Source organism: Novosphingobium sp. 550D (genome assembly GCF_057401885.1).
In genome coordinates this window covers 3,188,885-3,213,218 of sequence record NZ_CM171613.1, presented here as the reverse complement: position 1 = coordinate 3,213,218, position 24,334 = coordinate 3,188,885, and the positions used below count along the sequence as shown (strand labels likewise).

Genomic DNA, 24,334 nt, shown 5'->3' with positions numbered 1-24,334 from the left:
TCCCCGCGCCCGTTGAGCGAAATCACTTGACAGCAGGGGCATTTGCATGATGGTAGCGCTATCAACATAAGTCAACGTCACACCGCAATGTTGGCTGTCGAAAATGCTGTCTGGAGAGAAAATGTCTGGAATTTCTTCCTTCGCGGCTCTGCTGCCCGCCGATTGGCGTGGGGCGCGTTTCCTTGGCCGCGTGCAATTGCCCGAAGGCCCTACGCCCATTCTGGTCGAGGGCGGGATTGCCTATGACATGTCGGGTGTGGCGCCGACCGTTTCGCAATTGGTAGAAGCTTTGCCTCTTAACGCTTCGGCGGGTCGCGCTCTGGGGCCGCTTGATGAACTCGACGCGGCATGGCTCAGCCCGGTTGACCTTCAGGTCATCAAGGCCTGCGGCGTGACCTTCGCCACCAGCACGCTGGAACGCGTGATCGAGGAACGCGCGCGCGGCGATTCGAGCAAGGCTCTGGAAATCCGCGCCCGTATCGAGGAACGTGTGGGCGGCTCGATCCGTTCGGTCGTCCCCGGTTCGGCCGAGGCCGAGGCGCTGAAAGAACTGCTGATCGCCGATGGCCTGTGGTCGCAATATCTCGAAGTTGCCATCGGGCCTTATGCTGAAGTCTTCACCAAGGCACCCGTGCTGGCCACGGTTGGCGCGCTGGCCGATGTCGGCGTGCGCAGCGACAGCACATGGAACAATCCGGAACCCGAAGTCGTGCTGCTGGTCAATGCGGGCGGCGAGGCTGTCGGCGCGATGTTGGGCAATGACGTCAACCTGCGCGACATCGAAGGGCGCAGCGCGCTGCTGCTGGGCAAGGCGAAGGACAATAACGCGTCCTGCTCGCTTGGCCCGCTGGTTCGTCTGTTTGACGACAGTTTCTCGATCGACGACGTGCGCAATGCCGAGGTTGATCTGCTGATCGAAGGGCCGGAGGGCTATCGCCTCGAGGGTCACTCCAGCATGCGCGAAATCAGCCGCGATCCGCTCGATCTGGTCCGCCAGACCTTGAGCGAGCATCAGTATCCCGATGGCTTCACGCTGTTCCTTGGCACGTTGTTCGCGCCCACGCAGGATCGCGACGATCCGGGCCGCGGCTTTACGCATAAGGTGGGCGATGTGGTGACGATCTCTACCCCCAAGCTGGGCAAGCTGGTCAACACCGTGGTCACCAGCAAGGAGGCCCAACCCTGGACGCAGGGCATTGCCGCGCTTTACACCAATCTGGCCGCTCGTGGTCTGTTGGAAGCAAAGGCATGAGCGCCGGTACAAATGGGCGCGCCATCTATCCCAGCCTTGCAGGCAAGCGCGTTTTCATCAGCGGCGGCGCCAGCGGCATTGGTGAGGGTTTTGTCGAAGCCTTTGCCGCCCAAGGCGCCAAGGTAGCCTTTTGCGACATCGCCAAGGAAGCCGGTGAAGCGGTTGCGGCGCGTCTGGGCGCGACTTTCTTTGCCTGTGACCTGACCAATATGGACGCGGTTCAGGCGATGATGGCACAGGTCGAGGAAGCTCTGGGCGGCATCGACGTGGTGGTCAACAATGCCGCCAATGACGACCGTCACGGCATTGCCGAAGTCACCCCGGCCTATTGGGACGAGCGTATGGCGGTCAACCTGCGCCACCAGTTCTTTGTCGCACAGGCCGCTGTGCCCTCGATGAAGCGTGCCGGCGGCGGGGCCATCATCAACCTTGGCTCGATCAGCTGGCATCTGGGCCTGCCCGATCTGGTCATCTATCAAACCGCCAAGGCCGCCATTGAGGGCATGACGCGCGGGTTCGCGCGTGAACTGGGCCGCGACAACATTCGCGTCACCAGCATCATCCCCGGCAATGTCAAAACCCCGCGTCAGGAAAAATGGTACACGCCCGAAGGCGAGGCCGAGATCGTCGCCGCGCAATGCCTTGATGGTCGCCTGTTGCCCCATGACGTGGCGGCGCTGGCGCTGTTTCTGGCCTCGGACGATGCGCGTTTGATCACCGGCCATGAATATTGGGTCGATGCGGGGTGGCGATAATGGCGCCCGAACCCGTATGGCCTCTGGGCGCCACATTGGGTGAAGGCCCGGTGTGGGTGGAACGCGACGCGGCGCTGTGGTTCGTCGATATCAAGGCACCCGCGATCCATCGCTTTAACCCCGCGAGCGGAGAGCAAAAGTCATGGGCCGCACCCGCGCAGGTCGGCTGGGTTTTGCCCAGCGCGCGTGGCGACATGATCGCTGGATTACAGAGCGGCATCCACCGTTTCGATCCGACGACCGGGGCCTTCACGCTGCTGGCCGCGCCCGAAGCGCATCTGCCGGGCAATCGGTTGAATGATGCAACGGTTGCGGGTGATGGCGCGATCTGGCTGGGTTCGATGGATGATGCCGAGGCCGCCGACACGGGCCGCTTCTATCGTCTTGATGGCGCGGGATGCGTTGATACGGGCCTGCCTCCGGTGTCGATCACCAATGGCCCGGCCTTTTCGCCCGATGGCACGGTGCTGTATCACCACGACACGCTGGGCCGCAAAGTCTGGGCCAGCACTCTCGAGGATGGGCGCGTCGTTGCCACACGCCTGTTTGCGGATATTGACGAAGGCTATCCCGATGGCCCCTGCGTCGATGCCGAAGGTTGCCTTTGGGTCAGCCTGTTCGCCGGGTGGGGTGTGCGTCGCTATGATCCGTCGGGCGCGTTGATGCAGACGATCCGCTTTCCGGTGGCCAACATCACCAAGATCGCCTTTGGCGGGCCGGATCTGCGCACCGCCTATGCCACGACGGCGGCCAAGGGGCTTTCGTCCGAAGAGCGCACGGCGCAGCCCTTGGCGGGCGCCTTGTTCGCGTTTGATCCCGGTGTTGCCGGGCAGGCGGGCGTTCTGGCCCAAATATAAGAGTTTGCGGGAGAGGGTTGCATGGAAAAAGTTTCAGAAGGCCCGGTCAATTCCGGCCTGATCGCGATGATCGTGGCGGTGGCCACGATCGGCGGTTTCATGTTCGGTTATGACTCGGGCGTCATCAATGGCACGCAAAAAGGGCTGGAGGCCGCCTTTGACCTTGGCAAGGTGGGTATCGGCATCAATGTCGGCGCGATCCTTGTCGGTTCATCGGTCGGGGCGTTCGGGGCGGGGCGCTTGTCCGACCGCATCGGGCGGCGCGGCGTGATGAAACTGTCGGCGGTGCTGTTCCTGATCAGCGCCTTGATCGCGGGTGCGGCGGGTTCTTCGTTGGTCTTCATTCTGGCGCGCATCATCGGCGGCCTAGGCGTCGGTGCGGCCAGCGTCATTTCGCCGGTCTATATCTCCGAAGTCGTGCCCGCCAATGTGCGCGGCCGCCTGTCCAGTGTGCAGCAGGTGATGATCATTACGGGCCTGACCGGGGCCTTTGTCGTCAATTACATTCTGGCGCAGGTGGCGGGCGATTCCACCGCGATCCTGTGGGCCGATCAACCGGCGTGGCGCTGGATGTTCTGGCTTCAGGCGGCACCGGCGGCGATTTATTTTGTCGCTTTGATGTTCATTCCGGAAAGCCCACGCTATCTGGTGGCGCGCGGCGACGATGCCGGGGCGCAGGCGGTTTTGACCCGCCTGTTTGATGAGGCGACTGCGCGCAAGACCGTTGGCGAAATCCGCGACAGCCTTGCCGCTGACCACCATCGCCCGCGCCTTTCCGATCTGATCGACAAGACCACGGGCTGTATTCGCCCTATCGTTTGGACGGGCGTCGGCCTTGCTGTGTTTCAGCAATTGGTGGGCATCAACGTCGTGTTCTACTACGGCGCAACCCTGTGGCAGGCGGTTGGCTTTTCGGAAAGCTATGCGCTTCAAATCAATATTATATCGGGTGTGGTGTCGATCGCGGGCTGCCTTGCCACGCTGCTGCTGGTCGACCGTATCGGGCGCAAGCCGCTGCTGCTGATCGGTTCGGCGGGTATGGCTGTGACGCTGGGCATTGTGGCATGGGCCTTTTCGACGGCCATGCACGGCGCCGATGGCGCGGTCAGCTTGCCGGGGCATAACGGCCTGATCGCTCTGTTGGCGGCCAATGCCTATGTGGTGTTCTTCAACATGAGTTGGGGGCCGATCATGTGGGTCATGCTGGGCGAAATGTTCCCCAATCAGATCCGTGGGTCGGGCCTCGCGGTTTCGGGCTTTGCGCAATGGATCGCCAATGCGGCCATCTCGGTCAGCTTCCCCGCTCTGGTGGTTTCGCCGGGGTTGGCCGTTGCCTATACCGGCTATGCTTTGGCGGCTGCGGTTTCCTTCTTCTTTGTCCGCGCCATGGTGCGCGAGACGAAGGGGGTCAGTTTGGAGCAGATGAAAGGTTGAACGGAAAACGGGGGCTGAAAGGCCCCCGTTTCTTTTTGATCAATAGTGGATTATTGGCTTTACCAATTCCACATGGTCCCATCCTCCAGCCTTGCGACGGGGAGGTATGCGGGCTTGTAGGGATACTTGGCGGCGAGCTTTTCGTCGATGTCGACGCCGTGGCCCGGCGTGTCGCCGACATAGAGCATGCCCGCCTCGAACGTGTAATCGTGGGGGAACACCTCGTCGGTTTCGCTCGTGTGGCGCATATATTCCTGAATGCCGAAATTGGGCACCCATGTGTCGAAATGCAGTGCGGTGCCCATGGTCACGGGCGACAGATCGGTCGCGCCGTGGCAGCCGGTGCGGATCTGGTACATGCTGGCTAGGTCCGCGATGCGGCGCAGATGGGTGATGCCGCCCGCGCCCACGATGGTCGCGCGGATATAGTCGATGAGCTGGTTCTGGATCAGATCCTTGGCGTCCCAGATCGTGTTGAAGATTTCGCCCACGGCCAGCGGGGTGGTGGTGTGCTGGCGGATCAGCTTGAAGGCTTCCTGATTTTCCGCAGGCGTCACATCCTCCAGCCAGAACAGCGAGTAAGGCTCAAGCGCCTTGCCCAGTTGCGCGGCCTCGGTCGGGCTGTAGCGGTGGTGGCCGTCATGCAGCAGATGATGGTCGAAACCATAGGTCTCGCGCAGCTTTTCAAACAGTTTCGGCACGTAATTCAGCGCCTTGCGCGTGTCCCACCCCGTCAGGCTGGGCAGCGCGGCATCGGCCGGTTCATAGAACAGCTTGCCCCGGCCCACGCCATAGGCATCCTTGACACCCGGCACGCCGGTCTGGGCGCGGATCGCCTTGTAACCCATGTCGATATAGGCACCCACAGCATCGACCGTTTCGGCAATGTCCGAGCCATTGGCATGACCATAGACCATCACGCCATCGCGGCTGCGCCCGCCCAGAAGTTGGTACAAAGGCATGCCCGCCATCTTGGCCTTGATGTCCCAAAGCGCCACGTCAACCGCGGCAATCGCGCGCATCGTCACCGGCCCGCGGCGCCAGTACGCCCCGCGATAGAGATATTGCCAGATGTCCTCGGAATTGCGCGGGTCCATGCCGATAAGGCACGGAATCACATGATCTTCCAGATAGGAAACAACCGCCTTTTCGCGGCCGTTCAGCGTGGCGTCGCCAATGCCGTACACGCCCTGATCGGTCTCGATTTTCAGCGTGACGAAATTGCGCCCCGGACAGGTGACAATAACGCGGGCGGAGGTGATTTTCATGGGGGTCAGGTTCCCGAATTGGTCTGCTTGTGTTAGAGAAGACTCTTGACCAATTCGAGTTGGCCTGTCAATTTCTAATTAAGCGGTAAGGCCATTTCGCGGAGATGCCCCAATGAGTGATACCAGTCCCGCGCAGCAAGAGCGGCTTTATCAGGATCTTGCCCGGCGCCTGATGGATGAACTTGTCAGCGGTCGATACGATGTGGGCGACCGCCTGCCGGCCGAGCGCGAATTGTCGGCGCAATTCAACGTTTCACGCCCCACCGTGCGTGAGGCGGTGATCGCGCTGGAAGTGCAGGGGTTGGTCGAGGTGCGCGTGGGTTCGGGCGCCTATGTCAAGCGCCTGCCCGGCAAGGAGGACATCCCGGGCTTCAACATTTCCGCCTTTGAATTGACCGAAGCGCGCCTGTTGTTCGAAGGCGAGGCGGCGGCTCTGGCGGCAACCACGATCACCGAGGAAGGTCTGGCAGAATTGGCCGCATTGGTCGAGGAGATCGAGCGCGAGAGCCGCAATCCGCACGGCACCGAAAAGGCCGATCGCGCGTTCCACCTCGCCATTGCCCGCGCCACCCGCAACGCCGCCGTGGCCGAGGCGGTCGAGCGCTTGTGGAACCTGCGCGCTGATTCCCCGGAAAGCGCGCTGCTGCACGAAAAGGCCCGCAGCGCCAACATCAAGCCGGTGGTCGAGGAACACACTGCCGTTCTCGAAGCCCTGCGCGCCCGCGACCCCGCCGCCGCCCGCGCCGCCATGCGCACCCACCTGGCCAGCGTCCTCGACAGCCTCCTCTTCGCCACAGAGGAAAAGGCCATCGCCGAAGCACGCCGCGCATCCCAGGCCCGCAGGGATCGGTATACGAAAGCGACGAGTTAAACGCGCCAGCCTATTGCCGCGCTGACTTCCTCGGCGCATTGCTTGACCCGCATGGCCAGATCATCGGCAATGTCATCGGTCAGGTAATGCGCCGCGCTGGCGATGCTGATGGCGACACAGATCGCGCCGCGCGCATTGCGAACCGGCGCGGCGATGGAGCGCACGCCGTCGCCCAGTTCGCTGTCATGGCGGACAAGGCCCTCATCCTTGTAACGGCGCATCCGAATAAGGAAATCTTCCAGATCGGCATCGGTGCCGCTGTCAGAATGGGCTTGTTTCCAAAGCTTTTTCCAGCTTGCCTCTGTATCGTCCAGCATCAACGCCTTGCCAAGGCCGGTTTCGGCGATGGGGCGGCGGTCGCCCGGAGCCGTTGCCACACGCAGGCGTTGGCGCCCCGTCACGCGGTCAAGGTGGCGTGACCAATTGCCCTCACGATTGCCGATGAAAACGCAAAAGCCGGTCTGGGCCGAAAGCGCCTCCATCCGGGGGCGGGCGATGCGGGTGTAATCTGTCTGCTCGCTGGCCAGAACGCCCAGTTGCAGCAATTTGGGGCCAAGCGCGAAACCATCGGGCGTCACGGCCAGATAATCGCGCGTCCGCAACGCATGGGCAAGTCGGTGCGCCGTCGTCCGGTTCATGCCCAATTTGCGCGCCAGATCGACAGCGCGGATCGGCCCGTCAATCACCTCGTCCAGAATGTCGAGCGCCCGCATCAGCGTCTGCGCGCCCTTTACCGTGTTGCTGTCCGCAGCGACTTCGTTGGTTTCATCATCGGCCATGGGGCGCTTTTAGATCCTTTTGGGGCGAAATCAATCGATGTGTGCGCAATGTGAAACATGGGGGCGGTGTGGGCAAAATGCAACATCGCCGCAAATCCGCAGGAATTTTTATGATAATCCCGCAATGTGAAATGCTCGTGCAATATATGCGTTGACGCTGTTCACATCCTGACATATCCATCATGCCAACGCGGCGCCCGCCATCGCGATGACGATGGAAAGAGGCAGTGCCCGCATATGGGATTATGGAGGGTGAATTGGGGCAGTATTCTACAGCACAATTGCGTCTGGCCGCGTCCGGTCTGGCCATGATGGTGGCGGGTTTGGCCACGCATGTTCATGCGCAGGCTCCGGTCAATCCGGCCCCGGCAAAGGCCGATGAGCAGACCATTATCGTCACGGGTTTCCGCACCTCGCTGGCCGCGGCGTTGAATGAAAAGCGCAATTCGGCCGCCGCAATCGACACGATCAAGGCGGAGGATGTCGGCAAGTTCCCCGATTCAAACCTGGCGGAATCCATGCAGCGCGTTCCCGGCATCGCCCTTGCACGCGGCGATGGTGGTGAGGGCAAGAATATTTCCGTGCGCGGGCTTGGCGCGGCCTTTACCCGCGTTCGTCTGAACGGGATGGAGGGCACGGCCCAGACCGGTTCGTCCGACATTTACGGCGCGGGCAACACCGGGCGCAGCTTTGACTTCAACGTATTCCCGACCGAAATTTTTTCCGAACTGGCCGTGCGCAAGACGCCTTCGGCCGATGTCGAGGAAGGTTCGCTGGGCGCCACGGTGGACCTGAAGGCGCCGCATCCGCTCGATTTCAAAAAGAGCTTTGTCGCCACCGTCTCGGCCAAGGGCGTGTGGAACGAGGTGAGCAAGAAGCTCGATCCGCGCTTCTCTGTGCTGTTGTCCAAACAGAATGAGGATGGCACTTTCGGCGTCCTCGCCACGGCCAGTTACAGCCACCGCAATATTCGCGAAGTGGGCTATTCGGCGGTCAACATTCTGCCGACCTATGTGAATGGCGGCTTCTGCTCGCCGCTGGGTTACGCGCCGCAAAACCCAGCGAACAATGCGGCCAAGGGCACCGACGCGGCCAATTGTTCCACCGGCAATCCACGTACCGGCAGCACGGCGGCCTATAACCTCATCCAGTCGATGACCGGCCCGTCGGGGCAGGCCGGGGGCGGGGTCTTCCTGCCGCGCATTCCGCGCTATCTCAATTCGCGTCAGGATGCCGAACGCATGGGCGGATCGCTCGCGCTGCAATGGCGGCCCGATGATGCGACCGAAATCACCTTTGACGCGCTCTTCTCGCGCTTCAAGGTCACGCGCTGGGACAATTACATCGACGCGCTATCCTTTGCTCGCAACACCAGCAACAATGGGCAACCGATGGTGTCGGTGGTCGATCTGTCGGTCAAACCCAATGGCTCGCTGCTCTATGGTCTGTTCAACGGCGTCGATCTGCGTTCGGAAAGCCTGCGCGACAAATTCACCACCACCTTTGGTCAGGCGAACCTGAACATCCATCACAAGTTCACCGACAAGCTGGCGATTGACCTGATGGCCGGTTATTCCAAGTCCATCTTTGACAATCCAGAGCGCCTGACGGTCAATCTGGATGCCATCGACACGCCGGGTTACTCGATTGATTTCCGTGGCGGCGGATCGATCCCGGTCATCAAATATGGCGTCGATGTGGCAAACCCGGCCAATTTCAATTACGCGCCGGGCCGTTCGGATGGCACGGTTCTGGGCAATTTCAACACGCGCAATTGGAAGGTGACGACCCAGAACTATACGTTCGAGGCCAATTCCACCTATGAATTCAACGATGCGTTCAAACTGAAGGGCGGGCTGCAATATCGCCAGAGCGCGTTTAAGAACCGCGTTCTGGGCGTGGCGCCGGCCAATCAGGCCACGACCGCGCTGCCGGCGGGATCATCCGTGGCCGACTTCACCTATCAGATCACGGGCCTCAACAATCTGCTGGTCCCCGGCGCGCTTTCCAGCTTTACCGCCACCGACATCGACAAATGGAAACAGACGGTCGGCTTTAACAATTTCACCTTCTGCGGCGTGGAATGCGGCAATGGTTCGCCCGAAGTGCGCGAGGAGCAGAAGTCGGCCTTCCTGATGGCGCAGTTCAATCTGCCCGACACTTTGCCGATCCCGATCCGGGGCGACATTGGCGTGCGCTTTGTCAACACAACCCAGCATACCGTCGGCTATGTCCCCACCGCTACGCCCACCGGTTCGGCCTATCCCACGGTGGCGATCCCGGCGATTGTGGATCGTTCGTATAATGACTGGCTGCCCTCGGCCAATCTGGTGATGGAGTTTACGCCGCATCTGTTGGGCCGCTTGTCCGCCGCCAAGGTGATGAGCCGCCCGGAACTCAGCGTCCTGCCTTCGGGCGGGTCGGTCAATGCCGTGACGCGCACGGCCACCATTGGCAATCCCTATCTCGACCCGATCCGGGCGACGACCTATGACGCCGCGCTGGAATGGTATTTCCGCCCCGGCTCGCTGCTCTCCTTTGCCTATTTCCACAAGGATATCAGCACCTATATCCAATCGGTCAGCAGCCTTGTGCCCTATAACACGCTGGGCCTGCCCAATGCGCTGTTGACCACGGCGGGGACGCAGCCGACCGATCTGTTCACCGTGACGCGATCGGTCAACACCAAGGGCGGGCCGCTCAACGGGTTTGAGGTCAATCTGCAACTGCCCTTCACCTTCCTGCGCGGGATTGCCAAGGACTTTGGCCTGCTGGCCAATTACACCCATGTTTCGTCCAAGGTGAATTACGTGCTGCAATCGAGCGGGGGCGTGGCGACGCTTTCGACAACGGCCAATCTGGTCAACATGTCGCCCGATACGGCCAGCGGCACGCTCTATTACGAAAACCGCAAGTTCAGCATTCGCGGCACGATCAACTATCGCGGACCTTTCATTCGTCAGATCCCCTCGGGCGCGAATGACAGCGATGTGTTGGGCAACCACGCGACGACCTTTGTCGATGCCGCCTTCAGCTATAATCTGATGAAGGACGTCAAGCTGACCATCGAAGGCCAGAACCTGACCGACGAACACAACATCCTTTATATCGACAGCGGGCGTCAGGACCCTCTGTTCAACACGCGCACGGGCCGCACCTTTACCGTGGGCGTGAACGCCAAGTTCTAAACCTCCACCCTCACACGCTCCCCCGCGTGTTCAGGGCCGCCGGACGAGGCATCCGGCGGCCCCTTTTTTAATTGCCCAATGGGCGTTGGGTTGAGGTGAGGGCGCTGGGGGGAATGTCGACGGGTTCCGGGCGCGCCGGATCGAAACGCTTAGAGGTAACATGCGGGGAAAGGGCAGGGACCTGCGCCTTGATCCCATCGGCAATGATGCGCGCCGTCATCCATGCGCCCCATGTGTTGTAATGGGTGCGGTCGCGGCCATCGTCGTTGAACATGGCGGGCGAGCGTTCCGACCCCAAAGCTTCATAGAGTGTGACACTGGCCCGGTTGAGGTCGATCAGCGGGACGTGCAATTCACCCGCGACCGCGCGCATGGCCGCCGGATAATCGCCCAGGGACAGGGTAATCCGACCCTTTGTATCGAAATTGCGCCTTTCCGGGCTGGTGACCAGAACCGGCGTCGCCCCGCGCCGCCGCGCCTCGGCAATATAGGCGGCCAGATAGGCGCGATAGGTCGTCCCTGCCTCGGCATAGGTCTGGGGCCATTGCGCCTTTTGGTCATTATGGCCGAACTGGATGAACAGATAATCGCCCGGCTTCATCATGCTGAGCGCCTTGTCCAGCCGCAGGTCGGCGAGGAAGGATTTGAGCGTCGCCCCGCTTTCCGCATAATTGGCCACCGCCACCCCATCGTCCAGCATCAGCGGCAGGATTTGCCCCCAACTGGCCGTTGGTTCGCGGGGGTGATCGGCCACCATGGAATCGCCGACAAGGAAGATGGTGGGAACCCGGGCCGGTTCGACCATCACCGTTCGCACCGCAGGGCGGCCCAGAAATTCGAGGGTCAGGCGATCATCCCAATTGCGCTGCGCCGCCTGATCCGGGCGCAATCGGACATGCGCGCCGCCCGGCGCATTTTCCGGCACCGCGCCCAAATCCGCATTGTGAACATGCACGACAAAGCGGCGGGTCAAGCGCTGTCCCTTGGCCGTGGCGGTGTTCAGCATCATCAGGCGGCGGTTCTCGGCCTTGATGGTGGTCGTGGCCGGGGCATTGTCACTGCCCAATTCCACCGTGACGCGCCAATTGCCTTCACCAACGGGCAGAGACAGCGCGCCATCGCCTTCGTAACCGCCCGTGCCGGACACATAGGGCGCGCCGGGCGCAATCATGTTCTCACCCGCGCGGGCCGGGCCATCAAGGCGCCAGACCTGGCCATGGGCGGATGGTGGCAGAAGGGCGGTCATCAGCGCGACCATAGACAATGCCGAGCGTAGCATGAAACAAACATCTCCCGATCCATCTTGATTTTCGCTATATGAAATCTACTCTCACAATATACGTAACATAGAGGTCAGGGAGAGACCATGATTCGTCGTTCCATCCGCCTTCTGGCATCGGCCGCGTTGATGCTGACGGTAACGCCTGCGGTTTATGCCCAAACCCCCGCCGCCCAAACCCCCGCCGCCCAAACCCCCGCCGCCCTGCATGGCGAAACGCCGGGCGCCACCATCGACCCGCGCATCTTCAGCCAGTTTGCCGAACATCTGGGCTATGGCATTTATGGCGGGATCTGGGTCGGGCCGGAATCGAAAATCCCCAATATCAAGGGCTATCGCCGCGATGTAGTCGAGGCGCTGCGGGCGCTGCATGTACCGCTGGTGCGCTGGCCGGGGGGCTGTTTTGCCGATGAATACCACTGGCGCGACGGCATCGGCCCGCGCGCCAAGCGCCCGGTCAAGATCAACACCCACTGGGGCGGCGTGACCGAGCCCAACACATTCGGCACGCATGAATTCATGGACTTTGCCGAACTGATCGGGGCCGATGCCTATGTCTCGGGCAATGTGGGCAGCGCGCCGGCGGGCGAGATGGAGGAGTGGGTCCAGTACATCACCGCCCCACAAGGCACTCTGGCCGATGAACGTGCGCGCAATGGGCGCAAGGAACCGTGGAAGTTGCCCTATTTTGGCATCGGCAATGAACTGTGGGGCTGTGGCGGCAATATGAAGGCCGACTATGCCGCCGACGTGACGCGCCGCTATGCCACTTTTGTCAAGGTTCCCTATGGCACCAAAATCCAGAAGATCGCCAGTGGCGCAAACGGTCCAGACTATAATTGGACCGAGGTGATGATGCGCGAGGCGGGTGGTCTGATTGATGGCGTTGGCCTGCATTATTACACCGTCCCCGGCGATTGGAAGATCAAGGGTTCGGCAAGTGATTTCACCGAAACCGATTACGCCCGCACCATGGCCAAGACGTGGAAGATGGAGGAATTGCTGACCAAGCACTCCGCCGTGATGGACAAATATGATCCGGCAAAGCGCGTCAATCTGGCGGTGGATGAATGGGGCATCTGGACCGATGTTGAACCGGGCACCAATCCCGGTTTCCTCTATCAGCAGAACAGCTTGCGCGATGCCTTGCTGGCAGGCGTGAATATCAACCTGTTCATCCGCCATGCCGACCGCGTGCGTATGACCAACATCGCCCAGATGGTGAACGTCCTTCAATCGATGATCCTGACGCGCGATGCACAGATGGTTCTGACGCCGACCTATCATGTGTTCGACATGTATCGCGGGTTTCAGGCGGCGAAGGTCTTGCCGCTTGATCTGCCCAAGGTCTGGTACGGGCGCGATGAATGGGTGACGCCCGCGCTGCATGGCGTGGCGGCACGGGGGGGCGATGGCGTGGTCCATGTCGCATTGGTCAACATCGATCCGGGCAAGGGACAGCATCTGGAAATCGCATTATCGGGCGTTCAGGCTGCCTCGGTCAGTGGCCGCATCCTGACCTCGATGCGGGTTCAGGATGTCAATGATTTTGCCAATGGCGCGCGGGTCAAACCCCAGGCCTTTTCCGGCGCATCCATCGGTGATGGTAAGTTAGTGGTCGATCTGCCCGCCAAATCGCTGGTGGTGCTGGATTTGCGGTGATGGAGACGTTGCGGGCATTTGGTGATGGGCGCGCTCTTGCTCATGGGGCGATCAATGCGGCCATCGCCGATGCCCATACGCGTGGGGGCGGGATGGTGACTCTGCCGCCGGGGCGCTATCTCTGCTTCTCGATCCGTTTGCGCTCGGGCGTCCATCTGTACCTGTCCGAAGGCGCGGTGATTGAGGCGGCTGATCCATCGCGTCACGGCGGCGCCTATGATTTGCCGGAAGATAATGGCGAACAACTCTATCAGGATTTCGGGCACAGCCATTGGTGCAACAGCCTGATCTGGGCCATTGGCGCAACCGACATTGCCATCACCGGAACGGGGCGGATCGAGGGGCGGGGCCTGACCCGCAACGGTCCGGGATCACGCTGGCGTGCGCAGGCGGGCGAGAGGCCGCTCTCCATGGCGGCCATGTCCGAGGATGAAGTCGGCGCTTTGGAATTGAACGCCGCCGCCATGCACGGGCTTGGCAACAAGGCGATTGGCCTGCGGGAATGTCGCGGCGTCGAACTGGCGGGTTTCACCATCGATGGCGGCGGGCATTTCGCCATTCTGGCCACCGGGTGTGTGGATATGGTCATTCGCGGCCTGTCCATTGATACAGAGCGGGACGGGATCGATCTGGACTGTGTTTCGCGCTGCCTCGTCGAACATTGCCGCGTGAACAGCCCCAATGATGACGCCATCGTGGTGAAAAGCAGCCTTGCGCTTGGCCGCCCGGTTGTCAGTGAGGACATCACGATCCGCCATTGCACTGTATCGGGCTTTGACCTTGGCACGATGTTGGACGGAACCCGCGCCCGAACGCAACAATTCGCGCCCGATCGAGATAAGGTGACGGGCCGGATCAAGATCGGCACCGAAACCAATGGCGACATCCGCCGCATCCTGATCGAGGATTGCAGGTTCGAGCGCAGCCGCGGTCTGGCCATCGAATGCGTTGATGGGGCGGTGGTCGAACATATCACCGCCCGTCGTCTGAGCATGGAGGAGGTGACCAGTGCCCCCATCTTCCTTCGCCTGGGGGCAAGGCTGCGCGGGCCGGAGGGGGCGAAGATTGGCGTACTTCGCCACGTTGAGATCAGCGACGTAACAGCACGCGGTATTGCGCATGAATATCCCGCGATCGTGGCGGGTCTGTCCGGACATCCGGTTCAACGGGTCGCGCTGCGCAACATCGATCTGGAATTTATCGGCGGCGGCACGGCGGCGGATGCTGCGCAACAACCAGCCCAATTGCCCGACGCCTATCCCGAGCCCAGCATGTTTGGAACCTTGCCGGCGTGGGCGCTGTGGATGCGCGATGTTCATGATGTGAGCATCGAGGCGTTCCACGCCCGCCATGCCGGTGTCGATGCCCGCCCGCCGGTCATAATGCGGGATGTTACGGGTTTGAATTGGCCCGAAATGCCGGTTTGAACCCGGTTTGACCCAATTGGCCAATTGACGCCCATCGGATGACCGTGTATCACAATAAGCAACAAAAGTGCATAATGCGGGATTTTGGAGAGAGCGGTGCAAAGGTTCGCATTCCGGATGCAGCTTAAACCCGGCATGGCGGAAGAATACCGCCAGCGCCATGACGCGATCTGGCCCGAACTGGTCGATCTGCTGCATGAGGCGGGGATCAGCGACTATTCGATCTTTCTGGACGAGGCGACATACGCGCTCTTTGCGGTGCTGCGTCTGGCCGATGAGAACAAGCGCGACAGCCTGCCCGACGATCCGGTGATGAAGCTGTGGTGGGCCGCGATGGCGCCGCTGATGGAGGTCGAGGCCGACAATCGCCCTTGCGAATGGCCGCTGGTGCCTGTGTTTCATCTGGATTGATGGGGGTGGCGATGCGTTCTCTTTTGCTGGCTGGCGCTGCGGCGCTGATTGCCGCCCCGGCCATGGCGCAGGACGCGCGGCCGACGGTCAACCTGAAGGCGCCGGTCAAGACATTTGGCCGGGTGTCCTTCGATGGCCGCTCGCTGATGATCGATGGCAAACGCACGCCGATCTGGGCCGCCGAATTCCACCCCTATCGCTTGCCCAGTCCTGATCTGTGGCGCGACATATTGCAAAAGATCAAGGCCAGCGGGTTCAACACTGTCACCTTTTATTTCGACTGGGGCTATCACAGCCCGAAACAGGGCGAACTGGATTTCACCGGCATCCGCGACATGGAACGCGCCATCACCATGGCGGGCGAGGAAGGGCTTTATGTCATCACCCGCGTTGGCCCCTATGTGAACGCGGAATTGGCGCGGGGCGGCTTTCCAGGCTGGCTGAACAACCAGCGGGCGAAGGCGCGCACCGATGATCCGGAATATCTGAAGGCCGCCGATGAATGGCTGGCCGCGATCGACGGCATTGTTGCCCGGCATCAGATCAATGACGGAAAAGGCCCCGTCATCTTGCACCAGATCGAGAACGAACTCTCGCAGACCAGCCCGGCCCACCGCCGTTATATGGACCACCTCTATGCCGTGACGCGCAGCCACGGCATCACCGTGCCGATTTTCCACAATGATCCGGGCCGCAATGGCAATTGGGTGCCCGATGGATCGCCGGTTGCCGGTGTCGTGCATGGGCCGGTCGATATGTATGCCTTTGACGGCTATCCGGGCGGCACATGCAACGCGCAGGGTAAGATTACCCGCAGCAATGGCGCGCCCGATTGGGGTTATTACGGCATTGGCGGGGCAAAGGGCGGCGCGTCCGCATCGCCCGATACGCCGGGATTCTTGGCGGAAATTGGCGGGGGCTGGTTCGACTATTGGGGCTCGGACGGGATCTATGCCTGCAACGCGGGACAGACCGGGCCGGGATATGGCCGACTGTTTTACGGCACGAATTTTGTGAACGGCATAGGGCTGCAAAGCATCTATATGGGCTACGGCGGCACGTCATGGGGCTGGCTGCCCGCACCCGTCGTGTTCACCTCCTATGACTATGGCGCGGCGATTGCCGAGGACCGTTCCCTGCGTGAAAAGGCGTTGGCCCTGAAACCCATCGGGGGGACACTTGCGGCCTTGCCAGAGATTGCCGCGATGGTTCCGGCAGCGAAACTGACGCCTTCAACCGACGCCATCCGCCTCTATCACAATCGCAGCCCGGAAACCGACGCGCGTCTGATCCTTGCAGCGCATCAACCCGGACATCTGGTTGCGGATACCAACTTCACCTTTTCCGCCGACCTGCCCGATGGCCATTATCAAATGCCGCAGATCCGGCTGAATGGTTATGACGCCAAATGGATCGTGGCCGGGGCCAATGTTGCGGGCCAGCGATTGGTTTACACCACCAGCCAGATCCAGACCGCCCAATCGGGCCAGTTGTTATTGATCGGCCGCGCGGGCGAGGGTGGGCGCACGGTGCTGCGCTATAGCGGCAAACCTACGATCAAGGCCCCCGATGGCGTGGCGGTATCATGGGACGCCACGCGGGGCGATCTGACGCTGGATTACACCCATGGCGCATTGGCCACGGTGGAAATCAGCGGCGGCGGGCGGCCTGCACTGACGCTTCTGCTGGGCGATGATGTGGCGGGCGGCGCGTGTTGGGATGCCGATGGCGTATTGGCCTGCGGGCCTGCCCTGTTGCGCCATGCGCGGGCGAAGGGCGGGGTGCTGGCGCTGACCGGCGATACTGTTGCGCCCGCGCCTTTGCGTGTGTGGAGCAAACAAACGCGCATCACATGGAATGGCGCCGCGGTGGCCATGCGGCCAGCGGCGGGCGGATCGTTTGAATCCATCGCGCCGCTGCCCGGTCCCGCGCCCATCGTGCTGCCTGCACTCAACAACTGGCGCATGGCCGAGGGTACGCCCGAAGCCGCGCTGACTTTCAACGACAGCGCGTGGCAAGCTATCGACCACCGGGCCGATGCGACGCAAAGCCAGAAGCCCGCAGGCCAGCCTACAATGACCATGGACCCCTATGGTTTTCACGAGGGCGACGTTTGGTATCGCGCCCATTTCGCCGGTTCCCCCGATGCCCAGCGGCTCAGCCTGACCTATGGCGCGGGCGGGGCCGGGATGGTGCAGGTGTTCGTGGATGGACGTTTGGTAGGGCAACAGGATCTGCCCGCCGCCATGCCGCGCCCGATCACCACCGGCAATATCACCATCCCCATGCCTAATGTGGCCCGTATGCCGGGCGACCATGTCATCGCGGTCATGGTGCGCAACAATGGTCATAACTGGGATCTGACCGCGATGGACGAGCATAAGGAGGGGCGCGGCCTGATCTCCGCCTCGCTCGAACCATTGACGGGGCCGGCGTTTGCCGTGCCGCTCAACTGGCGCATTCAGGGCCGCAGCGGAGGTGAAAATTTCACCGACCGCGCGCGCGGCACGCCCAACAATGGCGGCCAGTATGGCGAACGGATGGGTTGGCACTTGCCGGCCTTCGACGATCGCGCATGGCGCGCCACCGGCGCCGCATTGCCGCAAGGGGCGCCGGGCACCAATTGGTATCGCACGCAAGTCACGCTCAACGTTCCGCGCGGTCAGGACGCCACCATCGGCATCGCCTTTGGCGACACGACCAAGCCGCGTTCATCGGCGCAATATCGCGCGCTGATTTTTGTCAACGGATGGAACATGGGGCAATTGATCGCCCATGTCGGGCCGCAACGGATTTTCCCGATCCCCGAAGGCATCCTCAACCATCATGGGGCGAACACCATCGCCCTTGCCGTCACCAGCGACGGCGCACCGGCCAATGCGCCTGAAAATGTGCGCCTCGTCACTTTGCAAAACCGTCGCGGCGGGGTGGAGGTGGCGCAAGTCACCGCGCCCGCCAGCCTGCCGCCTGCCCCTTGATCTATGGAGAACCGAGTGCCCCACAATCCCCTTCCTGCACGCGCCGATCTGATCGGGCTGATCCATCGTTTGATGGACAATCTGGTCTCGATCCATGACGAAACCGGCGAATTCCTGCTGCGGCTTGAAGATGGCCGCGTGATCGACACCAAGGGCTGGAACGGGTGGGAATGGACCCATGGCATCGGCCTGTTCGGCATGTGGCGCTATTATCAGCAGACCGGCGATGACAAGGCGCTCTCCATCATCCGCCAGTGGTTTGCCGATCAATTGCCGCGCGGCACGACCAAGAACATCAACACCGTCTCGCCCTTCCTCACGCTCTCCTATCTTTATGAGCGCGAACCGAATGCCGACTGGCTGGCCCAGATTCAGGAATGGGCCGATTGGCTGATGGCCCCCGATGGCCTGCCCAAAACCGAGGAGGGGGGCTTTCAGCACATCGTCTATAATGACGAAAACCCCGGCGAAATGTGGGACGACACGCTGATGATGAGTGTGCTGCCGCTGGCGCGTTTTGGGCTGCTGCTCAATCGCCCCGATTATGTCGAGGAGGCCAAGCGCCAGTTCCTCGTCCATATCAAATATCTGTTCGATACCAAGACCGGCCTGTGGTTCCATGGCTGGGACTTCAACGGGCGGCATAATTTTGCAGGCGCGCTGTGGGCGCGGGGCAATTGCTGGATCACGATTGCGATCCCGGAAATCATCGAATTGCTGGATCTGCCGCAGGGTGATGCGTTTCGCACCTTCCTTGTCGATACGCTGGCCGCGCAGGTGAAGACTTTGGCCGCGACTCAGGCGGATAATGGCTTGTGGCATACGCTGGTGATGGACCCGACCTCCTACCTTGAGGCTTCGGCCACGGCAGGCTTTGCCTATGGTATCCTCAAGGCTGTGCGTATGGGGTTGCTTGACACGGCCTATGAGGAAGTGGGCCTGAAGGCCGTGCAGGGCGTGATCGACCATATCAACGCGGATGGCGAATTGACGCAGGTGTCCTTTGGCACGGCGATGGGCGATACGATGCAGTTCTATAAGGATATTGCGCTGACCTCGATGCCCTATGGGCAATCGCTGGCTATCTGCGCGCTGGCCGAGGCGCTGCACCGGCGGTAAGGGGCCGGACGCAAAAAGGGGCGGCAGACCTTGGTTGGTCCGCCGCCCCTTTTCGTTTGGACCATCAATGACAGGCGTATTGGCCCAAAGGCGTCGTCCGCTCCAGATCGGGCCGATTTGCCAGTACCGCGCGCGCGGCGGGCACCGACAGGCCCGACAATTGTTCGGCCACCAGATCGGCCATGGCCCGCGCGCCAAGCTCGGTGAAATGGGTGTCATCCTTCAAACCCGCGGCAAAGGCGGGATAGGCGCCGGGCGCAAGGTTCATGTAATAGACCACCGCCTTGTCCGCCCCCATTCGGTCGAGCAGGTTGCGCGAGGCGCCTTCAAGGTCGATCAAGGGCGTGGCGGTGGTGGCGGCCAATTCGCGCATGACGGCGGAATATTCGGCAAAATCGGCCCGCGCCTTGCCCGCCGCGTCAAACGATCGTCGCGCCACCGGCGTCACCAGCACCGGAAACGCCCCATGCCCCCGCGTTTCCCAGATGAAGCGCAGCAGATTGTCGCGATACATCGCCGGATCGGCATAGCGTTCGGGCTTGGCCTTGGTGGCGTCATTGTGGCCGAACTGGATCAGCACGGTGTCGCCGGGGCGCACTTCGCCCATCATGCGGTCCCATCGGCCCTCGTTGATTAAGCTCTTGGTCGATCGCCCGCCGATGGCGCGATTGACCACCACGGCATCGGGGGAAAGTCCACAGGCGAGGAATTGCCCCCAGCCGCCTTGCGGATAACGTTCGGGGGCATAGGTCTGAACCGTGGAATCGCCCGCGATCAGGATGCGGGCGGGGGTTTTCGGAGGCGTTGCCGCGACCAACACGCTGGCCGCGGCCAGCAACAGGATAGGCTTCACAATTTTCCTCCCACCGGATTGTTGCCCCACAGGCGAGCGTATTCCCAGCCGGTCAGGTCCTGAACCACTTCGCGCGCGGTTTCCGATGTCGGATCGCGCCCGCCGCCCCGCAGATGTTCGATCTCGCCCATCAGTACGTCATGCGTGGCGCGGCTGAGGCGGAAGCGCGTCGAGATCAACATGCCAAAGCCCAGCATCACCCATGTGCCAATGCCCATGACCAGAACCAGTGTCAGCACCGCGCCATGGCTTTGCACATCGGCCTTGGGCACGAAACCGCCCGCATCCATCAACAGGCCCACCAGCGCCACTGCGGCGGCTTGCGTGGCTTTGCGGATAAAGGTCATCACGCCCGCGAACGAACCTTCGCGGCGGCGGCCCGTGACGATTTCGTCCACGTCCGCCATGTAATTATAGGTGGCCCACGGAATGTAATTAAGCGCCCCGCGCCCAAGGCCCACCAGCCCCATGCCGATCCAGATCCAGCCTGACGTAGCGGGCAGCCCCGCCCACCACAGGCCGATCAGTGCGGCGACGCCCGCCGCAAAACACACCGCCGCCATGCGATAGGCCCGCGCAGGGCTGGAGCGCAGAGCCATGCGGATGGCGATCATTACCGCGCCCAATTGCACAATGTACATCGTGCCCAGCAGACCCGATGCCGCCTGTGTCGATCCGGCCAGCGCGAAGATCACGAAAAAGGTGAATGCCGCGTTGAAAATGTCCTGCGAGATATAGCCCCCCAGATACATGCCCAGATGCAGCCGGAACGCACGGATGCGCAGCGTCGATGACAGGTTGCGCCACAGGTGCAGCAGCGGCGATCCGGCCGCCGGCTTGGGCGGGGTGGGGCGCTGCCGCTCCCAACTGAAGGCATAGAGGAAGCCAGCGGTCATCATAAACAGCGCGGCAAAGATCGCCCCCATAATCAGGAACGTATTCGCACTGTCCCGCCCCAGCCAGTTGATCAGCCAGAGCGGCAGAAATCCGGCAAGAATGGCCGAACCTTGCGCAAACAGGATGCGCACCCCGGCAAGGCGCGCCTTGGTGGCAAAATCGCTGGCCATTTCGGCGGCCAGCGTTTCATAGGGGATGATTTCCAGCGCATAGGTCAGTTCGAACAGCACATAGGAAACAAGGTAATACCAGAAGGTTTGCCCCGGCAGCCACATCAGCGCAAAGGTCGGCAGGAGCGGAATGGCGGCCAGCACGAAAAACCGCCGCCGCCCAAACCGGCGGCCCAGCGCATGCCGGTCGAAATGGTCCGAAATATGCCCGATGGTGGGCGAAACAATCGCGTCCAGAATACGTGCCACGGCAAAGATCAACGCGGCCTGTCCGGCCGACAATCCGCAGAATTTGGTGTAAAAGATCAACACCCACGCCGATATCACCGCCATGGACCCCGCGCCCAGCACGTCATTCGCGCCATAGGCCAGGTAATTGACCAATCGGACCGGTCTTGCCGCCGGTTGCGTCATCACGCCATCCTTTTCCCTTGGGGCCGATGGACGTTTCACCATGCGGCGCAATTATTCATATTGTGGACCATGTTTATACTATGTAAAACCGCATCGACAAGCGGCAATGATAGGGCCGCCACGTTTCATGGGAGAATTCGCGATGCGTTTGCGCCATTTAACCGGCATTCTGGCCGCCACGTTGTTGACCACAGCCGCCGCGGCCAAACCGGTCAAGGAATGGGTCGATCCGGCCACCGGACATCGCATCGTCCGAATCAGCACCCAGGGCGGCACTTCGAACCTCTATTTCACGCAAAGCGCCTTTACCCCCAAAGGCGACAAGATGGTCATCAAGACCCCCGACGGGATCAGTGTTGTCACGCTTTCCGACTGGTCGATCAAGCTTTTGGTGCCGGGGCCGCATCTCAACCTGCTGTTTACCGGGCATATCAGCCGCAACGCCTATTACGCCACCCGCGCGCGCGATGACGCGGGCGGGCCGTTTCAGGTCTGGGCCGTCGATGTTGACACCGGCAAGGCGCGCAAAGTGGCCGACGTTGCGGGCGGATCAATCGGGTCGATCAATGCCGATGAAACGCTGCTGCTGGGCCAATACACGCTGCCCCCGGCCAAGGTGAACCCGGACGGCACGCTGATCCGCCCGGATCAGGGGAATAATGCGGTTCCGGGCGGCAATACCTATGCCGAAAACCGGCCCGATGGCACGCCCTATACCTATGCCGATGCCAAGACGCGCGCGCTGCATCGACGTCTCAAGGCGGGCTTTCCGATGGAGGTGTTTACCCACAATCTGGTGACCGGCGAGCGCCGCGTGATCGTGGCCAGCCATGACTGGCTCAACCATGTGCAATTTTCACCCACCGATCCCGGCCTCATCATGTATTGCCACGAAGGGCCATGGCACGAGGTGGACCGCATCTGGACTATCCGCACCGATGGATCGAACAAGAAACTGGTCCACAGCCGCACAATGAACAATGAAATCGCGGGGCACGAGTTCTTTAGCCCCGATGGCGAAACGATCTGGTACGACCTGCAAACACCGCGCGGACAGGTGTTCTGGCTGGCGGGCTATAATGTGCGCACCGGCAAACGGACATGGTATCATGTGGAACGCAATCAGTGGTCCGTGCATTACAACCAGTCACCGGACTTCAAATTGTTTTCCGGCGATGGAGGCGACAGCGAAATGGTGGCTCATGCGCCCGATGGCAAATGGCTCTATCTGTTTACGCCGCGCATGATCGGCGATGATGCGGAAATTCCGACCGCCGACGCGGACAAGCTGATCGTGCCGGGCACGTTTGATCAGGAAAAATTGGTCGACATGCATGCCAACAATTACAAAACCGAACCCAACATGACCTTTACCCCTGACGGTAAATGGATCATTTTCCGCGCGAATTTCGAAGGCGCGACCCATACTTATGCGGTCGAAACGGCCAAGGCAGCAGGGAGCAAACATTGAAAAAATCGGCTTGGATGATCGCGCTGTTGCTGGCCACGCCCGCCCATGCGGGTGTGGCGCGAAGCTGGGCCGTGGCGATGCAGGCAACTCCGCCTGCCGATAGCCCCGGCGCGCCGCCATCCATTGCGGATGCCACGGTGCGACAGATTGTGCGGCTTTCGGCGGGCGGAACGCGCCTGCGGGTTGCGCTCGACAATTCGGACAGCGCGACCTCCTTGGCCATCAAACATGTGACGGTGGCGATGGTGGATCCCAAGGGTGCGATTATTCCGGGCACGATGCGCAATATCGCCTTTGGCGGACGCGCGGGGGGCGATATTCCCGCCCATGCTCCGATGATCAGCGATTGGCTGGCCATGCCGGTCAAGCCCCTGTCGCGGATCGCGGTGTCCATCCACGTGGCCGAGGGGCAGCCCTTGGGTGCGTTCCATTCCTTTGGCGCGGCGAAAACCCAGATCGCGCCGGGGGATCAGACCGACAAGCCCGAATTGGAGCGCGGCGCCACGGTTGAACGGCGCTTTGTCGTGGCGGGCGTCGATGTGGGGGCCAAGTCCCCCATGCGCACCATTGTCACCTTTGGCGATTCCATCACCGACGGCGTGCGCGCGACAACGGATTCCGACCTGCGCTGGCCCGACCAATTCGCGGCCCGTATACAGCAAGCGGGCTGGGCCGGGGTGGGTGTCGCCAATGTCGGCATTTCGGGCAACAAGCTGTTGCTGAACGGGGCGGGGCGCAATGCATTGGCGCGGTTTGACCGCGACGCGTTGACCATTCCGGGGGTCAGCCATGTGATCGTGCTGGAAGGCGTCAATGACATTGGCGGAGCCACGCGGGAAAAACGGACCGAGAGTTACGATACGGACGGCCTGATCAACGCCTATCGCCAGATGATTGTCCGTGCGCATGATCGTGGCATCAAGCTGATCCTTGCGACCATCCTCCCGTATAAGGGCGCCAATTACTGGTCCGAATGGGGCGAGGCGCAGCGTCAGAAGATCAACACCTGGATACGTACTCAGAAGTTGAGCGACGGCTATGTCGATCTGGACGCGGCGATCCGTGACAAGGCCGACCCCTTGGTTATGAATGCCGACTATGATTCCGGCGATCACCTGCACCCCAATGACCGCGGCTTTGCCATTATGGCCAAGGCCGTGCCGCTCAAGCTGGTGGCGCAAGGCAAGGAGGCGGCCCGGAACAACGCGCGCCGACCCTAATCATGGGAAATGCGGCGTTTCGGGCGGCC

At 61.6% G+C, this 24,334-nt stretch carries 18 protein-coding genes; 13 read left to right on the top strand and 5 right to left on the bottom strand.

Translation table 11 applies throughout. From position 1 onward, the window contains the following. Window positions 1–121 precede the first annotated feature (121 nt). The 4 genes from AC2S2E_RS15145 to AC2S2E_RS15130 are packed head-to-tail and all read left to right on the top strand — an operon-like array spanning window position 122 to window position 4,298. The gene (locus AC2S2E_RS15145) at window positions 122–1,252 is read left to right on the top strand and encodes a fumarylacetoacetate hydrolase family protein (protein ID WP_486522939.1); all 1,131 of its coding nucleotides are present in this window, start codon (window positions 122–124) and stop codon (window positions 1,250–1,252) included. Then, window positions 1,249–2,007, top strand: coding sequence for a D-xylose 1-dehydrogenase (gene xylB / locus AC2S2E_RS15140; RefSeq protein WP_486522937.1), 759 nt, complete (start codon window positions 1,249–1,251; stop codon window positions 2,005–2,007). The genes AC2S2E_RS15145 and xylB overlap by 4 nt, the downstream gene beginning before the upstream one ends. After that, complete coding sequence (locus tag AC2S2E_RS15135; protein ID WP_486522936.1) at window positions 2,007–2,864, top strand: SMP-30/gluconolactonase/LRE family protein; 858 nt, start codon at window positions 2,007–2,009, stop codon at window positions 2,862–2,864. The genes xylB and AC2S2E_RS15135 overlap by 1 nt, the downstream gene beginning before the upstream one ends. Before the next feature lie 21 nt (window positions 2,865–2,885). Then, entirely contained in the window at window positions 2,886–4,298 is a 1,413-nt protein-coding gene (locus AC2S2E_RS15130) for a sugar porter family MFS transporter (RefSeq protein WP_486522935.1), read from the top strand. Between the two features lie 59 nt (window positions 4,299–4,357). On the opposite strand, the gene manD is transcribed toward AC2S2E_RS15130, so the two are convergent. Beyond that, the gene (gene manD / locus AC2S2E_RS15125) at window positions 4,358–5,566 is read right to left on the bottom strand and encodes a D-mannonate dehydratase ManD (protein ID WP_486522934.1); all 1,209 of its coding nucleotides are present in this window, start codon (window positions 5,564–5,566) and stop codon (window positions 4,358–4,360) included. Window positions 5,567–5,678: 112 nt separating this feature from the next. On the opposite strand from manD, the gene AC2S2E_RS15120 reads away from it, so the two are divergent. Beyond that, on the top strand, window positions 5,679–6,437 hold the full coding sequence (locus AC2S2E_RS15120; protein WP_486522932.1) for a FadR/GntR family transcriptional regulator: 759 nt from the start codon (window positions 5,679–5,681) through the stop codon (window positions 6,435–6,437). On the opposite strand, the gene AC2S2E_RS15115 is transcribed toward AC2S2E_RS15120, so the two are convergent. After that, window positions 6,434–7,216 (bottom strand): IclR family transcriptional regulator, encoded by a 783-nt coding sequence (locus AC2S2E_RS15115; protein WP_486522931.1) that lies wholly within the window; start codon window positions 7,214–7,216, stop codon window positions 6,434–6,436. The genes AC2S2E_RS15120 and AC2S2E_RS15115 overlap by 4 nt on opposite strands. 227 nt (window positions 7,217–7,443) lie before the next feature. On the opposite strand from AC2S2E_RS15115, the gene AC2S2E_RS15110 reads away from it, so the two are divergent. After that, the gene (locus AC2S2E_RS15110) at window positions 7,444–10,404 is read left to right on the top strand and encodes a TonB-dependent receptor (protein ID WP_486522930.1); all 2,961 of its coding nucleotides are present in this window, start codon (window positions 7,444–7,446) and stop codon (window positions 10,402–10,404) included. A 67-nt stretch (window positions 10,405–10,471) separates the two neighbouring features. Here the strand turns inward: AC2S2E_RS15110 and AC2S2E_RS15105 are convergent, their stop codons facing one another. Continuing rightward, window positions 10,472–11,650 (bottom strand): rhamnogalacturonan acetylesterase, encoded by a 1,179-nt coding sequence (locus AC2S2E_RS15105; protein ID WP_486522929.1) that lies wholly within the window; start codon window positions 11,648–11,650, stop codon window positions 10,472–10,474. 120 nt (window positions 11,651–11,770) lie between these two features. On the opposite strand from AC2S2E_RS15105, the gene AC2S2E_RS15100 reads away from it, so the two are divergent. The 5 genes from AC2S2E_RS15100 to bglB all read left to right on the top strand — a co-directional run bounded on the left by AC2S2E_RS15100 (window position 11,771) and on the right by bglB (window position 19,280). Next, window positions 11,771–13,345 carry an alpha-N-arabinofuranosidase gene (locus tag AC2S2E_RS15100; protein WP_486522928.1) on the top strand — a complete coding sequence of 525 codons (1,575 nt, stop codon included), beginning with the start codon at window positions 11,771–11,773 and terminating at the stop codon, window positions 13,343–13,345. Next, a complete protein-coding gene (locus AC2S2E_RS15095) occupies window positions 13,345–14,772 on the top strand; it encodes a rhamnogalacturonidase (protein ID WP_486524627.1) in 1,428 nt (475 codons plus the stop codon). Before AC2S2E_RS15100 ends, AC2S2E_RS15095 begins: the two co-directional genes overlap by 1 nt. Before the next feature lie 117 nt (window positions 14,773–14,889). After that, window positions 14,890–15,183 carry an L-rhamnose mutarotase gene (locus AC2S2E_RS15090; RefSeq protein WP_486522926.1) on the top strand — a complete coding sequence of 98 codons (294 nt, stop codon included), beginning with the start codon at window positions 14,890–14,892 and terminating at the stop codon, window positions 15,181–15,183. 11 nt (window positions 15,184–15,194) lie between these two features. Further along, window positions 15,195–18,161 carry a beta-galactosidase gene (locus tag AC2S2E_RS15085; protein WP_486522925.1) on the top strand — a complete coding sequence of 989 codons (2,967 nt, stop codon included), beginning with the start codon at window positions 15,195–15,197 and terminating at the stop codon, window positions 18,159–18,161. Between the two features lie 72 nt (window positions 18,162–18,233). Beyond that, complete coding sequence (gene bglB / locus AC2S2E_RS15080) at window positions 18,234–19,280, top strand: beta-galactosidase BglB (protein WP_486524625.1); 1,047 nt, start codon at window positions 18,234–18,236, stop codon at window positions 19,278–19,280. A gap of 64 nt (window positions 19,281–19,344) precedes the next feature. On the opposite strand, the gene AC2S2E_RS15075 is transcribed toward bglB, so the two are convergent. Then, window positions 19,345–20,133, bottom strand: coding sequence for a rhamnogalacturonan acetylesterase (locus AC2S2E_RS15075; protein WP_486522923.1), 789 nt, complete (start codon window positions 20,131–20,133; stop codon window positions 19,345–19,347). Beyond that, window positions 20,130–21,614: an MFS transporter gene (locus tag AC2S2E_RS15070; protein WP_486522922.1), complete on the bottom strand. Its 1,485-nt coding sequence runs from the start codon at window positions 21,612–21,614 to the stop codon at window positions 20,130–20,132. Before AC2S2E_RS15070 ends, AC2S2E_RS15075 begins: the two co-directional genes overlap by 4 nt. Window positions 21,615–21,756: 142 nt before the next feature. Here AC2S2E_RS15070 and AC2S2E_RS15065 point away from each other — a divergent pair, with 142 nt between their 5' ends. Then, on the top strand, window positions 21,757–23,085 hold the full coding sequence (locus AC2S2E_RS15065) for an oligogalacturonate lyase family protein (protein WP_486522921.1): 1,329 nt from the start codon (window positions 21,757–21,759) through the stop codon (window positions 23,083–23,085). Further along, window positions 23,082–24,305 carry an SGNH/GDSL hydrolase family protein gene (locus AC2S2E_RS15060; RefSeq protein WP_486522920.1) on the top strand — a complete coding sequence of 408 codons (1,224 nt, stop codon included), beginning with the start codon at window positions 23,082–23,084 and terminating at the stop codon, window positions 24,303–24,305. The genes AC2S2E_RS15065 and AC2S2E_RS15060 overlap by 4 nt, the downstream gene beginning before the upstream one ends. Window positions 24,306–24,334: the final 29 nt, after the last annotated feature.

Excerpts from the sequence above, each read along its gene's own strand:
- AC2S2E_RS15145 (WP_486522939.1), top strand. The coding sequence starts at position 122 with ATGTCTGGAATTTCTTCCTTCGCGGCTCTGCTGCCCGCCGATTGGCGT.
- xylB (WP_486522937.1), top strand. The coding sequence starts at position 1,249 with ATGAGCGCCGGTACAAATGGGCGCGCCATCTATCCCAGCCTTGCAGGC.
- AC2S2E_RS15135 (WP_486522936.1), top strand. The coding sequence starts at position 2,007 with ATGGCGCCCGAACCCGTATGGCCTCTGGGCGCCACATTGGGTGAAGGC.
- AC2S2E_RS15130 (WP_486522935.1), top strand. The coding sequence starts at position 2,886 with ATGGAAAAAGTTTCAGAAGGCCCGGTCAATTCCGGCCTGATCGCGATG.
- manD (WP_486522934.1), bottom strand. The coding sequence starts at position 5,566 with ATGAAAATCACCTCCGCCCGCGTTATTGTCACCTGTCCGGGGCGCAAT.
- AC2S2E_RS15120 (WP_486522932.1), top strand. The coding sequence starts at position 5,679 with ATGAGTGATACCAGTCCCGCGCAGCAAGAGCGGCTTTATCAGGATCTT.
- AC2S2E_RS15115 (WP_486522931.1), bottom strand. The coding sequence starts at position 7,216 with ATGGCCGATGATGAAACCAACGAAGTCGCTGCGGACAGCAACACGGTA.
- AC2S2E_RS15105 (WP_486522929.1), bottom strand. The coding sequence starts at position 11,650 with ATGACCGCCCTTCTGCCACCATCCGCCCATGGCCAGGTCTGGCGCCTT.
- AC2S2E_RS15100 (WP_486522928.1), top strand. The coding sequence starts at position 11,771 with ATGATTCGTCGTTCCATCCGCCTTCTGGCATCGGCCGCGTTGATGCTG.
- AC2S2E_RS15095 (WP_486524627.1), top strand. The coding sequence starts at position 13,345 with ATGGAGACGTTGCGGGCATTTGGTGATGGGCGCGCTCTTGCTCATGGG.
- AC2S2E_RS15090 (WP_486522926.1), top strand. The coding sequence starts at position 14,890 with ATGCAGCTTAAACCCGGCATGGCGGAAGAATACCGCCAGCGCCATGAC.
- AC2S2E_RS15085 (WP_486522925.1), top strand. The coding sequence starts at position 15,195 with ATGCGTTCTCTTTTGCTGGCTGGCGCTGCGGCGCTGATTGCCGCCCCG.
- bglB (WP_486524625.1), top strand. The coding sequence starts at position 18,234 with ATGGACAATCTGGTCTCGATCCATGACGAAACCGGCGAATTCCTGCTG.
- AC2S2E_RS15070 (WP_486522922.1), bottom strand. The coding sequence starts at position 21,614 with ATGACGCAACCGGCGGCAAGACCGGTCCGATTGGTCAATTACCTGGCC.
- AC2S2E_RS15065 (WP_486522921.1), top strand. The coding sequence starts at position 21,757 with ATGCGTTTGCGCCATTTAACCGGCATTCTGGCCGCCACGTTGTTGACC.